The organism is Streptomyces sp. DSM 116793 (assembly GCF_057320905.1).
The window spans coordinates 7,913,788-7,928,744 of record NZ_CM170494.1; the positions used below are offsets into that span (position 1 = coordinate 7,913,788).

The window sequence follows — 14,957 nt, forward strand, 5'->3', positions numbered from 1 at the left end:
GCATGCGCTTCCGCCACCCCGACGGCTCCACCGTGCACCTCGCTTACTGCACCAACGTCCACCCCGCGGAGACGCTGACGGGTGTGCTCGCCCAGCTGCGGGACCACTGCGAGCCGGTGCGCAAACGGCTCGGCAGGGACCGCCTCGGCATCGGCCTCTGGCTGGCCAGGGACGCCGCCCGGGCGCTCGTCACCGACCCGGCCGCGCTGCGCGGCCTGCGCGCCGAGCTGGACCGGCGGGGCCTGGAAGTGGTCACCCTCAACGGCTTCCCCTATGAGGGCTTCGGCGCCGAAGAGGTCAAGTACCGCGTCTACAAGCCCGACTGGGCCGACCCCGAGCGCCTCACCCACACCACCGACCTGGCCCGCCTGCTCGGCAGCCTGCTGCCCGACGACATCACCGAGGGCACCATCTCCACCCTCCCGCTCGCCTGGCGCACCGCCTATGACCCGGACCGGGCCGGCGCCGCCCGCGCCGCGCTCACCACGCTCGGGGAGCGCCTGGACGCGCTCGACGAGCTGACCGGCCGCTCGATCCGAATAGGCCTGGAGCCGGAGCCCGGCTGCGTCGTCGAGACCACGGGCGACGCCATCGCGCCGCTGACCGAGATCGGCCACCCCCGGATCGGCGTCTGCGTCGACACCTGCCACCTCGCCACCTCCTTCGAGGACCCGGGCACCGCCCTGAACGCCCTCGCCTCCGCACACGTCCCCGTCGTCAAGGTCCAGCTCTCCGCCGCCCTGCACGCCGACCACCCCCACCGGCCCGAGGTGCGTACCGCGCTCGCCGCCTTCGACGAGCCCCGCTTCCTGCACCAGACCCGCACCCGCACCCCGCAGGGCCTGCACGGCACGGACGACCTCGGGGAGGCGCTCTCCGGCACCGCCCTGCCCGGCACCGGTCCCTGGCGGGCGCACTTCCACGTCCCCCTGCACGCGGCCCCCGCCGCGCCCCTCGCCTCCACGCTCTCCGTGCTCTCCGACACCCTCACGCGGCTGGTCGGCGGCCCCAGGCCGGTCACCCACCACCTGGAGGTGGAGACCTACACCTGGCAGGCCCTGCCCCCCGAGCTGCGGCCCCGCGCCCGCACCCAGCTCGCCGACGGCATCGCCGCCGAACTCATCCTCGCCCGTGACCTCCTGACGGACCTCGGCCTGAAGGAACTGCCATGACCGCCCCCGAACCCGCCCCGGCCCCCACCGCCCGTCAGGAGCCGTCCGCCGGCGGCGCGCCGACGCCCCTGCTCGTCCTGGACGTGGTCGGCCTCACCCCCCGGCTGCTCGCCCATATGCCGCACCTGGCGGAGCTGGCCCGCGCCGGCTGCCAGGCCGAGCTGGGCACCGTGCTGCCCGCGGTCACCTGTAGTGCGCAGTCCACCTTCCTCACCGGGACCACCCCCGCGGAGCACGGCATCGTCGCCAACGGCTGGTACTTCCGCGAGCTGGGTGACGTCCTGCTGTGGCGCCAGCACAACGGCCTGGTGGCCGGCGACAAGCTCTGGGACGCGGCCCGCCGCGCCCACCCCGGCTACACCGTCGCCAACATCTGCTGGTGGTACGCCATGGGCGCGGACACCGACTGGACCGTCACGCCCAGGCCCGTGTACTACGCCGACGGCCGCAAGGAGCCCGACTGCTACACCCGGCCCCCGGCACTGCACGACGAGCTGACCGCACAGCTCGGCACCTTCCCCCTCTTCAACTTCTGGGGCCCTGGCGCCGATCTGGTGTCCAGCCGGTGGATCATCGACGCCACCCGCCACATCCTGCGCACCCGCCACCCCGACCTGGCCCTGTGCTACGTCCCCCATCTCGACTACGACCTCCAGCGCTTCGGTCCCGACGACCCACGCTCCCACCGGGCGGCCACCGAGCTGGACGCGGCGCTCGCCCCGCTGCTCGACGACGCACGGCGCGAGGGACGCACCGTGGTCGCGCTCTCCGAGTACGGCATCACACGGGTGAGCCGACCGGTCGACATCAACCGTGCCCTGCGCCGCGCCGGGCTGCTCGAGGTGCACACCCAGGACGGTATGGAGTACCTGGACCCGATGGCATCCCGGGCCTTCGCGGTCGCCGACCACCAGATCGCGCACGTCTACGTACGACGCCCGGAGGACCTGGAGGCGACCCGGGCCGTCCTGGGCGAGCTGCCCGGCATCGAGCAGCTGCTCGACGACGAGGGCAAGAAGGCCCACCACCTCGACCACCCGCGCTCGGGCGAGCTGGTCGCCGTGGCGGAACCGGATGCCTGGTTCACCTACTACTACTGGCTCGACGACGCCCGGGCGCCCGACTTCGCCCAGCTCGTCGAGATCCACCGCAAGCCCGGCTACGACCCCGTCGAGCTCTTCATGGATCCGCGGGACCCCTACGTCCGGCTCAGGGCCGCGGGAGCGCTGGCCCGCAAGAAGCTCGGCATGCGCTACCGCATGGCCGTGGTGCCCCTCGATCCCTCGCCTATTCGCGGCAGCCACGGCCGCCTTCCCGCGAGCGGCGACAGCGCCGACGGTCCGCTCATCCTCTGCTCCGTCCCCCGTGCCGTCGGCGGCCGCGTCGCGGCCACCGATGTGAAGTCCTTGCTGCTCCGGCTGGCCGGCCTCCAGTGAGGCCGCGCCGGCCGCCTGCCGGCGCCAGCCGACCGACCCAGTGCCACCAGTGAAGCACCTGCCACTGACAACGGCCGCCCGACGGCGGCCGCGCAGGGCCCCCTTCGTCACCCCTCACAACGCCACCGGATTCCGAGGAGTTCCCGCATGACCCACCGTTCGAGCCGCAACACCCCCTCCAGCAAGGCGTACGACCCCGAGATCGGCCACCGGCTCAGCAGACGCGGCATGCTCGGCGTCGCCGCCGGTGCCACGGCCGCCGCCCTGATCGGCTCCGCCGGCACCGCCTCCGCGGCCCAGGCCCACCCCGCCCGCGGTGGCGGCCACGGGCCCGGCCGCCACGCGGTCCCCAAGGGCCGCCTCGGCATCCAGCTCTACACCCTGCGCGACAAGGTCGCCTCCGCGGGCTTCGCCGCCGTCTTCGACGAACTAGAGGCGTACGGCTACGACGAGATCGAGTTCGCCGGCTACACGCAGGGGACGGGCGCCATCACCCTCGCGGAGCTCAAGGGCCTGGCCCACGACCACGGCCTCAGGCCGATCGGCAGCCACGTCGGCTACTACGACGACAACAACCCGAACGCCTACACCTTCGCGCAGAACCTCACCCAGGTGCTCGACGACGCCGAGGCCCTCGGCCTGCCGCACGTCGGCACCGCGTCCAACCCGGGCCGCTACGGCTCCACGGTGGACGGCTGGAAGCGGGCCGCCGAGGAGTTCAACACCTATGGCGCGGCGGCCCGGAAGCGGGGCATGAAGTTCTACCAGCACAACCACGCGGAGGAGTTCGCCTTCGCCACCGACCGGCCCGACGTGCGCCTCTACGACGTGCTGGTGGCGGAGACCGACCCGGACCTGGTCTTCCTGGAGATGGACATCTACTGGGCGTTCTGCGGGCAGTTCCGCTTCTCCAAGCGCCCCGACGGCACTCCCGCCCCGTTCGAGCCGATCGACTACGTCCTGAAGAACCCGGGCCGCTATCCGCTGTTCCACGTGAAGGACGGCGAACACGACGAATCGGCCACCGATGGCTACGACATGGTGGACGTCGGGGACGGAGACATCGACTACCAGTCCTTCCTCACCGCGGTGAACCACACCCGCAGGGGGCACGACCACCACTGGCAGGTCGAACACGACCAGCCGGCCGACTCCTTCAGCACCGCCCGCCGCTCCGCGGCCTACTTGCTGAATCTGAACGAGGGGCGGTGCTGAGGGCCGGCCGGCCGGGTCTCACACCACTTCCCTGCTGATCGGCTGCGGGTTCGGCACGATCCTCTTGCTGCCCCGGGGCAGACCCGGATGCCGCAGGAACAGTGCCAGGCCCGCAGCCACCAGCGAGATCACACCGGCGGTCGTGTAGGCGCCGTTGTACCCCCAGGCGTCGATGACCATCGAGCCGAGGCCACTGCCGAAGAGGCCGCTGACGACCTTTCCGCTGTAGGCGATGCCGTAGTTGGTGGCGTTGTAGTTCTCACCGAAGTAGTCCGGTGTGAGCGAGGCGAACATCGGGTAGAACGCGCCGCCTCCGAAGCCGGAGAAGAAGGCGAACACCAGGAACAGCGCCTCGTTGTTGATGGTGCCCGCCCAGAGCACGCCGAACTGCGAGAAGCCCAGTACCAGGATCACGAAGATCAGGGCGTTCTTGCGGCCCCACATGTCAGAGAGCCAGCCGACGACACCGCGCCCGATGCCGTTGACCACCGCCAGTATCCCCGCCGAGTTCGCCGCGACGAGCGGGCCGAAGCCCACGTCCTTCGCGAACGGCACCTGGAAGGAGACACCGAAGATGGAGACACCGGCGGTGATCACCAGCAGCAGCCAGATGAGCGGCAGCTGACCGGTCCTGATGGCCTCCATCGGGGTGTACTGCTTGGTCGCGGGCGGGTTCTTGGCGAGGCTGCGCGCCGTCTTCGTGTTGGCCTGCTGGTACTTCAGCGGGTCCACCTCGGCCGGCCACCAGTTCTTCGGCGGGTCCTTGAAGAACCAGCCGCAGATGGCGACCGCGACCAGCACGAAGACCCCGATGAGGTCCAGGACCTCGTGGTAGTTGCCCGTGTCGAAGGCGAAGTTGAAGACGAAGATGAACGGCAGGGAGCCGTAGGCGAATCCGCCGTTGACGAATCCCGTCTTTCCGCCGCGCTTCTCCGGGAACCACTTGCCCGTCATATTGATGCAGGTCGAGTAGACGAACCCGGAGCCCGCTCCGCCCAGCACACCGAACCCGATGATCGCCAGCCAGACGTTGTCGAAGTGGGATATCGAGAGGAATCCCAGCACGGCGAGCAGCGAGCCGGTGAGCATGGCTCCGCGCGCCGTCAGAATTCCCTTCTCCCGCATCCAGCCGGTCGGGAAGGAGACCCCCGCCTGGAAGAACGTCCAGACGCTGAGGATCCAGAAGGTGTTGGTCTGCGTCCAGCCGTGGGCCGAGGAGAGCACGTCCTCCGCCGACCCGTACGCGTACTCGAAGACGCTGATGGCCATCATCGCCACCCACGGCAGGTACACCATGAGCTTGCGGGAGTGACCGAGGATCTCCCGGTCGCTCTCGCCCATGCGATATACACGGCCCCTGCTGTCTGTCACTTCCCGGTACGCGACTCCTGCCGCGTCCGGTTGTTCCGTAGTGCTCATGAAATCCCCTTGGCTTCGAAAGAACTGGCCAGCGCCCCCTGTCCAAACCTTTCGCGCGCACGGGAAGGGCTAGGTGAGCAGCCCGGCAGCCCTTGCCCAGCGGTATTTCGCACCGAGCACCTGGACCGGCCGCTCGGTGGTATAGGGGTAGGCGACGACACCACGCTCGAAGAGGTACTGGCACGCCTCCTCGACCTCGGTGTCACCCGCCAGGGAAGCCACGACGGGCTTCTCGATGCCGCGCTCGCGGAACTCGGCCACGACCCGCGCGGTCAGCTCGGCGAAGACCATCGGCGGCGTGACGATGGTGTGCCAGTAGCCCAGCACCAGCGCGTGGATGCGCGGGTCCTCCAGGCCCAGCCTGATGGTCGCCTCGTACGTGGACGGCGGTTCGCCGCCGGTGATGTCCACCGGGTTGCCCGCGGCGCCGAACGGCGGGATGAACGTCCGGAACGACGCGTCGAGGTCGGCCGGGATCTCCATCAGCTTCAGGCCGCTGTCGGTGACCGCGTCGGACAGCAGCACACCGCTGCCGCCGGCACCGGTGATGATCACGATGTTGTCGCCCTTGGGGGTGGGCAGCACGGGCAGCGCCCGCGCGTACTCCAGCATGTCGTTCAGGCCCGGAGCGCGGATCACGCCGGCCTGCCGGAGGATGTCGTCGTACACGGCGTCGTCGCCCGCGAGGGCCCCGGTGTGCGACCCCGCCGCCTTGGCGCCGGCCGCCGTACGGCCCGCCTTGAGGACCACCACGGGCTTCTTCGGCACCGTCGCGCGGGCGGCCTCGACGAAGGCCCGGCCGTCCTTGAGGTCCTCCAGGTGCATGGCGATGCACTCGGTGTGCGGGTCCTCGCCGAACCAGGTCAGCAGGTCGTCCTCGTCGATGTCGGACTTGTTGCCGAGGCCCACGATGGCGGACACGCCCGTCCTGGTGGTCCTCGCGAAGCCCAGGATGGCCATGCCGATGCCGCCGGACTGCGAGGTCAGCGCCACCCCGCCCTTGACGTCGTAGGGCGTGCAGAACGTGGCGCACACGTCCTGCCAGGTGGCGTAGTAGCCGTAGATGTTCGGCCCGAGCAGCCGGATGCCGTACTCCTCGGCGATCGCCACGATCTCGTCCTGCAGCGCTTGCTCACCGGTCTCGGCGAAGCCGGAGGGGATCAGCACCGCGTTGGGGATGCCCTGCTGCCCCACCTCCTTCAGCGCCGGCGCGACGAACTTGGCGGGGATCGCGAAGACCGCCACGTCCACCTCGCCGGGCACGTCCGTGACGGTCTTGTACGCCTTGCGGCCCAGGATGTCGTCGGCCTTGGGGTTCACCGGGTGGATGTCCCCGGAGAAGCCGCCGTCGATGAGGTTCCGCATCACCGAGTTGCCGATCTTGCCCTGCTCGTTGGAGGCGCCGATCACCGCGATCGAGCGGGGCTCCATCAGCCGGCGCATCGAGGTGAGGATCTCCTCGCGGGTGAACGTGCGCCGCGGCTTTTGGGCACCCTCGGCCAGGATCACGCGGATGTCCGCGGCGACCGCGCTCTGCGCGGTGGCGATCACCGGGTTGAGGTCCACCTCGGCGATCTCCGGGAAGTCGGTGACCAGCTCGGAGACCCGGCGGATCTGCTCGGCGAGCGCCTCGCGGTGCACCGGCGGCGCCCCGCGCACACCGCGCAGCACCTCCGCGGCCCTGATCGAGTCGAGCATCGAGGCGGCCTCGCCGGCGTCCACGGGCGCGAGGCGGAACGTGACGTCCCCCAGCACCTCGACGAGCACACCGCCCAGGCCGAACGCGACCACCTTGCCGAACGTCGGGTCGGTCACCGCACCGACGATCACCTCCTGCCCCTGCGGCAGCAGCTCCTGCACCTGGACGCCCTCGATACGGGCCTCGGGCGCATAGGCACGGGCATTCTCGATGATCTTGTGGAAGGCGGCCCGTACGTCCTCGGCGCCCTCCACGCCGACGATCACACCGCCGGCGTCGGTCTTGTGCAGGATGTCCGGCGAGACGATCTTCATGACGACGGGTCCGCCGAAGCGGGCCGCGGCGGCCACCGCCCCGTCGACGTCCTTCGCCAGTTCCTCGCCGGGAACAGCGATGCCGTAGGCGTCCGCGATCACCTTGCCCTCGGGCGCGGTGAGGGCGGTGCGTCCCTCGGCCCGGACGGCGTCGAGGAGGCCCCGCACCTTCTGTACGCGGGTTTCTCGGGTAAGGGGGGCCATGGATCAGATCACTCCGTTCGACTTGAGCAGACGCAGTTCCTCGTCCCCGAGGCCCAGTTCGCCGATGAACACCTCTTCGTTGTGCTCGCCCAGCAGCGGGGAGCTGGTGATCTCGACGGGGGAGTCGGAGAGCTTCAGGGGGGAGCCGACCGTGGTGAAGGAACCACGCTCGGGGTGGGCGACCTCGACGACCATCTCGTTGGCTGCCAGCGACGGGTCCTCGATGATCTCCTTGGTGGACAGGATCGGGCCGCAGGGGATGTTGTGGGCGTTGAGCCGCTCCAGGACCTCCCACTTGGGGAGCGTCGAGGACCACTCCTCGATCAGCTGGAACATCTTGCCCAGCTTGGGCAGCCGGGCCTCCGGCGTGGCCCACTCCGGGTCCTCGGCGAGTTCGGGCCGGCCGATCAGCTCGCAGATCGGCTGCCAGCCGACGGGCTGCACGATGACGTACACGTAGTCGTTCGGGCCGCCCGGCGCGCACTTCACGGCCCAGCCCGGCTGGCCGCCGCCGGAGGCGTTGCCAGAGCGTGGCACCTCGTCGCCGAAGTCGTCGTTCGGGTACTCCCGCAGTGGGCCGTGCGCGAGGCGCTGCTGGTCGCGCAGCTTCACCCGGCAGAGGTTGAGCACGGCGTGCTGCATGGCGACGTTCACGCGCTGCCCGCGGCCGGTGTTCTCGCGCTGGAAGAGCGCGGCGAGGATGGCGGCCACGCAGTGCACACCGGTGCCCGAGTCGCCGATCTGCGCGCCGGTCGCCAGCGGCGGGCCGTCGTCGAAGCCGGTGGTGGACATCGAGCCGCCCATGGCCTGCGCGACCACCTCGTACGCCTTGAACTTGGTGTAGGGCCCCTCGCCGAAGCCCTTGATGGAGGCGTAGACCAGCCGCGGGTTGATCTCCTGGATGCGGTCCCAGGTGAAGCCCATCCGGTCCACCGCGCCGGGGCCGAAGTTCTCCACCAGCACGTCGGAGCGGCGGATCAGCTCGGTGAGCAGTTCTTTGCCGCGCTCCGTCTTGGTGTTGAGGGTGATGCTCCGCTTGTTGCAGTTGAGCATCGTGAAGTAGAGCGAGTCCACGTCCGGCAGGTCCCGCAGCTGCTTGCGGGTGATGTCACCGGTGGGCGCCTCCAGCTTGATGACGTCCGCGCCGAGCCAGGCGAGCAACTGGGTGGCGGACGGACCGGACTGGACGTGCGTCATGTCGAGGACGCGGATGCCCTCAAGTGCCTTGGTCCCCCTGCTTGTCATGTGGCGTCCACCTCACTTGTACATGGTCTGGTTCATGGTTCCGGGGGCGTACGCGTCCGGGTCGACCCACACGTTGATCAGGGAGGGCTTGCCGGACTCGCGGGCCCGGCGCAGCGCGGGGCCGATGTCCGCGGGGTCGCGGACCTCCTCGCCGTAGCCGCCCAGCAGCTGGGCGAACTTGTCGTAGTGCACGTCGCCGAGGGTGTTGCCGACCCGCTCGCGCTCCTCGCCGTACTTGACCTTCTGGCCGTAGCGGATCTGGTTCATCGACGAGTTGTTGCCGACGATGCCGACGAACGGGAGGTTGTAGCGGACCAGCGTCTCGAAGTCCCAGCCGGTGAGGCTGAACGCCCCGTCGCCGAAGAGCGCGACGACCTCCTTGTCGGGCCGGGCCTGCTTGGCGGCCAGCACGAACGGGATGCCGACGCCGAGGGTGCCGAGCGGGCCCGGGTCCATCCAGTGGCCGGGCGACTTGGGCTGGACGACCTGCCCGGAGAAGGTGACGATGTCACCGCCGTCGCCGATGTAGATCGAGTCCTCGGTCAGGAAGTCGTTGATCTCGCTCACCAGGCGGTACGGGTGGATGGGCGAGGCGTCCGACTTCAGGTTCGGCAGCCGCTTCTCCAGCGCCGCCTGCTCGGCCGCGCGCAGCTCGTCCAGCCACTCCTTGCGCTTGGCCGCACCCCCGTTGACCCGTCCTGAGGCGGCCTCGGTGACCGACTTCAGCACCAGCCCCGCGTCGCCCACGATGCCCAGGTCGATGTCGCGGTTCTTGCCGACCGTGCGGTAGTCCAGGTCGATCTGCACGACGGTGGCGTCCTGCGAGAGCCGCTTGCCGTAACCCATGCGGAAGTCGAAGGGGGTGCCCACGATCACGATGACGTCGGCGTTCGAGAACGCGTAGCGCCGGGAGAGCTGGAAGTGGTGCGGGTCGCCGGGCGGCAGGGTGCCGCGGCCCGCGCCGTTCATGTACGCGGGGACGTTCAGGGTGCGCACCAGCTCGATCGCGGCCTCGGTGCCCCGGGTCGTCCACACCTGGCTGCCCAGCAGGATCGCGGGCTTCTCGGCGTGCACCAGCAGGTCGGCGAGCTTCTCGATCGCCTCGGGGTCGCCGGCGCTGCGGGTGGAGGCGCGGTACTGCCCGGCCTTCGGGATGCGGGCCTTGTCGACCGGCACCTTGGCGTCCAGGACGTCCCGCGGGATCTCCAGGAACGAGGGGCCCGGCGCGCCGTGGTAGCACTCGCGGAAGGCCATGGACACCATGTCCGCGGCGCGCGCGGTGTCCGGCACCGTCGCGGCGAACTTGGTGATCGGGGTCATCATGTCGACGTGCGGGAGGTCCTGGAGGGACCCCATCTTGTGCTGGGTGTGCGCGCCCTGACCGCCGATCAGCAGCATCGGGGACTCGGCACGGAACGCGTTGGCGACACCGGTGACGGCGTCGGTGGTACCGGGACCAGCGGTGACGACGGCACAGCCCGGCTTGCCGGTGATGCGCGCGTACCCGTCGGCCGCGTGGGCCGCCACCTGCTCGTGGCGTACATCGACGACCTCTATGCCTTCGTCGACGCAGCCGTCATAGATGTCGATGATGTGGCCGCCGCACAGGGTGTAGATGACGTCGACGCCCTCTGCTTTGAGTGCCTTGGCGACCAGATGCCCTCCGGAGATGAGGTCGGGGGTCGTGCCGCTGCTCTCGTCGGACATGGCGGAGTCCTGTCCCTTCGTAGGGGAGGGTGAGACCTTCCGCGCTGCTCGCGGCCGCTCTCACCGGGTTGTTGCCGGGGTTTTGCCGGGGTGTTGTCTGCGGTATTGAGTAGATTGCATACAGTCGACGAATACTGTATGAAGCTTGTTATCCCGCATCCGGTGGGTGGTGTCCAGGGGGCGTGCACCACTTTTCGAGGCGCCGAGGGATCTTCACCCGGCGGCCACAGCAGTCAGGAGCCGAGATGGACCTGTACGAACACCAGGCAAGGGAACTCTTCGAGGAACACGGAATCGTGGTACCGAAGGCGGAGGTCACCGACGCCCCCAAGGGGGCCCGGGAGATCGCCCGCCGGCTGGGAGGTCGCGTCGTCGTCAAGGCACAGGTGAAGACCGGCGGGCGGGGCAAGGCGGGCGGGGTGAAGATCGCCGCGGACCCCGCCGCCGCCGAGCTGACCGCCCGGCAGATCCTCGGCATGGACATCAAGGGCCACACGGTCCGCAAGGTGATGGTCGCCGAGCCGGTCGACATCGAGCGGGAGTACTACGTCTCCTACGTGCTCGACCGCGCGAGCGGCCGCTTCCTCGCCATCGCGTCCGCCGAGGGCGGCATGGACATCGAGGAGGTGGCCGCCACCCGGCCCGAGGCCGTCGCGCGCGTCCCCGTCGACCCCGCCGAGGGCGTCACCTCCGCGCGCGCCGCCGAGATCGCCGCGGCCGCCAAGCTGCCGCCGCAGACGGTGGATGTGCTCGTCAGGCTCTGGGACGTGCTCGTGCGCGAGGACGCGCTCCTCGTCGAGGTCAACCCGCTGGTCCGCACCGCCCAGGGACAGATCCTCGCCCTGGACGCCAAGGTCACGCTGGACGACAACGCCCGCTTCCGGCAGTCCCGCTGGGGCGAGAACCTCGCCGCACTCGACGACGAGGGTGACGCGCTGGAGGCGACGGCGGCCGAGAAGGGCCTCAACTACGTCAAACTGGACGGCGAGGTCGGCATCATCGGCAACGGCGCCGGCCTCGTCATGTCCACCCTCGACGTGGTGGCCGGCTGCGGCGCCCGGCCCGCCAACTTCCTGGACATCGGCGGCGGCGCCTCCGCTCAGGTGATGGCCGACGGCCTCGGCGTCATCCTGGCCGACCCCGACGTCAAGTCCGTGTTCGTCAACGTCTTCGGGGGCATCACCGCCTGCGACGCCGTCGCCGACGGCATCGTGCAGGCCCTGCGGACCGTACGGCTCACCAAACCCCTCGTCGTACGGCTCGACGGCAACAACGCCGTACAGGGCCGCACCATCCTCGATACGCACCGCCACCCGCTCGTCGAACAGGCCACCTCCATGGACGGCGCGGCGCGCCGTGCCGCCGACCTCGCCCACGCGCACTGAAGGAGCCGGACATGGCCATCTACCTCACCAAGGAGAGCAAGGTCCTGGTCCAGGGCATGACCGGCGGCGAGGGCATGAAACACACCCGCAGGATGCTCGCGGCCGGCACCAACGTCGTGGGCGGCGTCAATCCGAGGAAGGCCGGCCGCACGGTCGACTTCGACGTCCCCCAGGGCCTCAAGGGCCTGGGAGGTGCCCCCAGGGCCGTCCCCGTCTTCGGCTCGGTGCGCGAGGGCATGGACGCCACCGGCGCCGACGTCAGCGTGGTCTTCGTGCCGCCCGCCTTCGCCAAGGCCGCGGTCATGGAGGCCGCCGACGCCGGCATCGGCCTCGCCGTCGTCATCACCGAGGGCATCCCCGTCCACGACGCCGTCGCCTTCCAGGCGCACGCCAGGGCCCGGGGCACCCGGGTCATCGGACCCAACTGCCCCGGCCTGATCACCCCCGGCCAGTCCAACGCCGGCATCATCCCCGCCGACATCGCCCAACCCGGCCGCATCGGCCTGGTCTCCAAGTCCGGCACCCTCACCTACCAGCTCATGTACGAACTGCGCGACGTCGGCTTCTCCACCTGTGTGGGCATCGGCGGCGACCCCGTCATCGGCACCACCCACATCGACTGCCTGGCCGCCTTCCAGGACGACCCCGACACCGATCTGATCGTGCTCATCGGGGAGATCGGCGGCGACGCGGAGGAGCGCGCCGCCGGCTACGTCCAGGAGCACGTCACCAAACCCGTCGTCGGCTACATCGCGGGCTTCACCGCCCCCGAGGGCAAGACCATGGGCCACGCCGGCGCGATCGTCTCCGGCTCCTCGGGCACCGCGGCCGCCAAGCAGGCCGCACTGGAGGCCGCCGGCGTGCGGGTCGGCGCCACCCCCACCGAGGCCGCCCGGCTCGTCCTCGATCAGCTCGGCATCTGATGCCGACCCCGCGGCGCCCGCCGCGCGCGGGTGCTGCTTCGGTGTCCGCGTACGTGTGGGTGCCCTCCGGTGCCCGCTGTGCGCGGGTGCTGCTCGGTGTCCGCGTACGTGTGGGGTGCCCTCCGGTGGCCCGCCGCGTGCGGATGCTCCTCGGTGCCCGCGTCCCGCGGGTGCCGCACCCACCGGCCCGATGGCTTCGGGCGCTCCCGCCGGCCCGATGGCTCCGGGTGCTCCCGCCGGCCCGATGGCTCCGGCCGCGCCCGGCGAGCCGGGCCGCCCGGGTGATGGGCCCGATCGATCCCGCCCCGACTGTGCACCGTGAGCGGAGACTCCCCATGCGACCCACCCTCACCCTGAAAGCCGGCACGTCCTGGACCGACGCCTGGCAGCGCTGCCTCGTCGTCGCCCCCGAGGCGTTCCGCGACGACCGAGTCCTCAACCTGTGGGGCGCCGCCTGGCAGGCGGACGGCCGGGCGCTGCCCGCCGCGAGCCCCGTCGACCAGAGCCCCATCGCGGGCCCGCCCCGCCTCGACGCGGACGCCGCACGGGCCGCCGTGCGCGCCGCGCTCGACCAGCACCGCGCCTGGCGGCACGTTCCCGTCGCCGAGCGGCGCGCCCGGGTGGCCGCCACCCTCGACGCCCTCACCCAGCACCGCGAACTGCTCGCGCTGCTGCTGGTCTGGGAGATCGGCAAGCCCTGGCGGCTCGCCCAGGCCGACGTCGACCGCGCCATCGACGGCGTGCGCTGGTACGTCGACGGCATCGAGCCGATGCTCGCCGGCCGGGCCCCGCTCGACGGCCCGGTCTCCAACATCGCCAGCTGGAACTACCCGATGTCCGTGCTGGCGCACGCCATGCTGGTGCAGGCCCTCGCGGGCAACGCCGTGATCGCCAAGACCCCGACCGACGGCGGTGTCTCCTGCCTCACCCTCGCCGCGGCGCTCGCCGCCCGTGAAGGCATCCCGGTGACCCTGGTCAGCGGCAGCGGCGGACAGCTCTCCGAGTCGCTGGTGCGGGCCCCCGAGATCGGCTGCGTGTCGTTCGTGGGCGGCCGGGACACCGGGGCCGCGGTCGCCACCGCCGTCGCCGACCTGGGCAAACGCCACATCCTCGAACAGGAGGGGCTGAACACCTGGGGCATCTGGAACTACTCGGACTGGGACCGGCTCGCCGCCGCCGTCCCCAAGCTCTTCGACTACGGCAAGCAGCGCTGCACGGCCTACCCCCGCTTCGTCGTCCAGCGGAGCCTGTTCAACGACTTCCTCGACGCCTATCTGCCGGCCGTGCGCACCGTGCGCGTCGGCCATCCGCTGGCGGTCGAGCACCCCGACGACCCGTTCCCGGTCCTCGACTACGGCCCGCTGATCAACGCCGCCAAGGCCAAGGAGCTGACCGACCAGGTGGAGGAGGCCATCGACCGCGGCGCCGTGCCCCTGCACCGGGGGACGCTCGACGACGGCCGCTTCCTGCCGGGCCAGGACACCTCGGCGTACGTGCCGCCCGTCACCCTGCTCGGCCCGCCGCCGTCCTCCCCGCTGCACCACGCGGAGCCGTTCGGCCCGGTCGACACGATCGTGCTGGTCGACACGGAGGCGGAGCTGCTGACCGCCATGAACGCCTCCAACGGCGCGCTGGTCGCCACCCTCGCCACCGACGACCGCTCGGTCTACGAGCGCCTCGCCCCCCAGATCCGCGCCTTCAAGGTCGGCCACGGCGCCGCACGCTCCCGCGGCGACCGCGACGAGCTCTTCGGCGGCTTCGGCGCCTCCTGGCGGGGCGCCTTCGTCGGCGGCGAGCTGCTGGTGCGCGCGGTGACACAGGGGACGGCGGGGGAGCGGCTGCCGGGGAACTTCCCGGAGTACCAGCTCATTCCGTGACTGACGGCGCTGATCACCCTACGTGGTGGTGGGGTCGCGGAACGCGTCCGCGACCCCACCATCGGGGCCGGCTCCCCGGCGCCCTCGCCCGCAGGCTCCCCGGCCGGCCCCGCGGCCCTGCCGGGGCGGACAGATACGCAGGTGAAAGCCGCTCCCAAACCTTGGTATGGTGGTGTGTGTCGCCGCGGGGATCACCCCGAGCGGCACACCTGAGTCCGGGTGGCGGAATGGCAGACGCGCTAGCTTGAGGTGCTAGTGCCCTTTATCGGGCGTGGGGGTTCAAGTCCCCCCTCGGACACCAACTGATAGCCCACGGGTTTGCGGGAAGTGCTGGTTGAGATCCATTTCAACCAGCACTTTC

General features: G+C 70.8%; 10 protein-coding genes and 1 tRNA gene. 7 read left to right on the top strand and 4 right to left on the bottom strand.

Going from position 1 to position 14,957, the window contains the following annotated elements:
• The first annotated feature begins 2 nt into the window (after nt 1-2).
• The 3 genes from eboE (at nt 3) to ACSMXW_RS31115 (ending at nt 3,823) form a co-directional block, all read left to right on the top strand.
• Nucleotides 3-1,172 (top strand): metabolite traffic protein EboE, encoded by a 1,170-nt coding sequence (gene eboE, locus ACSMXW_RS31105; RefSeq protein ID WP_485801217.1) that lies wholly within the window; start codon nt 3-5, stop codon nt 1,170-1,172.
• Nucleotides 1,169-2,608 (top strand): alkaline phosphatase family protein, encoded by a 1,440-nt coding sequence (locus ACSMXW_RS31110; RefSeq protein WP_485801219.1) that lies wholly within the window; start codon nt 1,169-1,171, stop codon nt 2,606-2,608. Before eboE ends, ACSMXW_RS31110 begins: the two co-directional genes overlap by 4 nt.
• Nucleotides 2,609-2,755: 147 nt before the next feature.
• Complete coding sequence (locus ACSMXW_RS31115) at nt 2,756-3,823, top strand: sugar phosphate isomerase/epimerase family protein (protein WP_485801221.1); 1,068 nt, start codon at nt 2,756-2,758, stop codon at nt 3,821-3,823.
• 18 nt (nt 3,824-3,841) lie between these two features.
• Here the strand turns inward: ACSMXW_RS31115 and ACSMXW_RS31120 are convergent, their stop codons facing one another.
• From ACSMXW_RS31120 to ACSMXW_RS31135, 4 genes are all read right to left on the bottom strand, one after another.
• Nucleotides 3,842-5,242, bottom strand: coding sequence for an OFA family MFS transporter (locus ACSMXW_RS31120; RefSeq protein WP_485801223.1), 1,401 nt, complete (start codon nt 5,240-5,242; stop codon nt 3,842-3,844).
• 69 nt (nt 5,243-5,311) lie between these two features.
• A complete protein-coding gene (locus tag ACSMXW_RS31125) occupies nt 5,312-7,459 on the bottom strand; it encodes an acetate--CoA ligase family protein (protein WP_485801225.1) in 2,148 nt (715 codons plus the stop codon).
• 3 nt (nt 7,460-7,462) lie between these two features.
• On the bottom strand, nt 7,463-8,704 hold the full coding sequence (frc, locus tag ACSMXW_RS31130) for a formyl-CoA transferase (protein ID WP_485801227.1): 1,242 nt from the start codon (nt 8,702-8,704) through the stop codon (nt 7,463-7,465).
• Nucleotides 8,705-8,716: 12 nt separating this feature from the next.
• Complete coding sequence (locus ACSMXW_RS31135; RefSeq protein ID WP_485801229.1) at nt 8,717-10,411, bottom strand: thiamine pyrophosphate-binding protein; 1,695 nt, start codon at nt 10,409-10,411, stop codon at nt 8,717-8,719.
• A 245-nt stretch (nt 10,412-10,656) separates the two neighbouring features.
• Between ACSMXW_RS31135 and sucC the strand changes: the two genes are divergently transcribed.
• The 4 genes from sucC to ACSMXW_RS31155 all read left to right on the top strand — a co-directional run bounded on the left by sucC (nt 10,657) and on the right by ACSMXW_RS31155 (nt 14,897).
• Nucleotides 10,657-11,796, top strand: coding sequence for an ADP-forming succinate--CoA ligase subunit beta (gene sucC / locus ACSMXW_RS31140; protein ID WP_485801230.1), 1,140 nt, complete (start codon nt 10,657-10,659; stop codon nt 11,794-11,796).
• 11 nt (nt 11,797-11,807) lie between these two features.
• On the top strand, nt 11,808-12,719 hold the full coding sequence (gene sucD, locus ACSMXW_RS31145; protein WP_485801232.1) for a succinate--CoA ligase subunit alpha: 912 nt from the start codon (nt 11,808-11,810) through the stop codon (nt 12,717-12,719).
• A gap of 335 nt (nt 12,720-13,054) precedes the next feature.
• On the top strand, nt 13,055-14,596 hold the full coding sequence (locus tag ACSMXW_RS31150) for an aldehyde dehydrogenase family protein (RefSeq protein ID WP_485801234.1): 1,542 nt from the start codon (nt 13,055-13,057) through the stop codon (nt 14,594-14,596).
• A gap of 213 nt (nt 14,597-14,809) precedes the next feature.
• Nucleotides 14,810-14,897: transfer RNA gene (locus tag ACSMXW_RS31155), tRNA-Leu, on the top strand.
• Nucleotides 14,898-14,957: the final 60 nt, after the last annotated feature.

Bases quoted from the DNA above. Each gene is read 5' to 3' on its own strand.
- ACSMXW_RS31125 (WP_485801225.1), bottom strand. From the start codon at position 7,459: ATGGCCCCCCTTACCCGAGAAACCCGCGTACAGAAGGTGCGGGGCCTC.
- sucC (WP_485801230.1), top strand. From the start codon at position 10,657: ATGGACCTGTACGAACACCAGGCAAGGGAACTCTTCGAGGAACACGGA.
- ACSMXW_RS31150 (WP_485801234.1), top strand. From the start codon at position 13,055: ATGCGACCCACCCTCACCCTGAAAGCCGGCACGTCCTGGACCGACGCC.
- ACSMXW_RS31115 (WP_485801221.1), top strand. From the start codon at position 2,756: ATGACCCACCGTTCGAGCCGCAACACCCCCTCCAGCAAGGCGTACGAC.
- ACSMXW_RS31135 (WP_485801229.1), bottom strand. From the start codon at position 10,411: ATGTCCGACGAGAGCAGCGGCACGACCCCCGACCTCATCTCCGGAGGG.
- sucD (WP_485801232.1), top strand. From the start codon at position 11,808: ATGGCCATCTACCTCACCAAGGAGAGCAAGGTCCTGGTCCAGGGCATG.
- ACSMXW_RS31110 (WP_485801219.1), top strand. From the start codon at position 1,169: ATGACCGCCCCCGAACCCGCCCCGGCCCCCACCGCCCGTCAGGAGCCG.
- eboE (WP_485801217.1), top strand. From the start codon at position 3: ATGCGCTTCCGCCACCCCGACGGCTCCACCGTGCACCTCGCTTACTGC.
- frc (WP_485801227.1), bottom strand. From the start codon at position 8,704: ATGACAAGCAGGGGGACCAAGGCACTTGAGGGCATCCGCGTCCTCGAC.
- ACSMXW_RS31120 (WP_485801223.1), bottom strand. From the start codon at position 5,242: ATGAGCACTACGGAACAACCGGACGCGGCAGGAGTCGCGTACCGGGAA.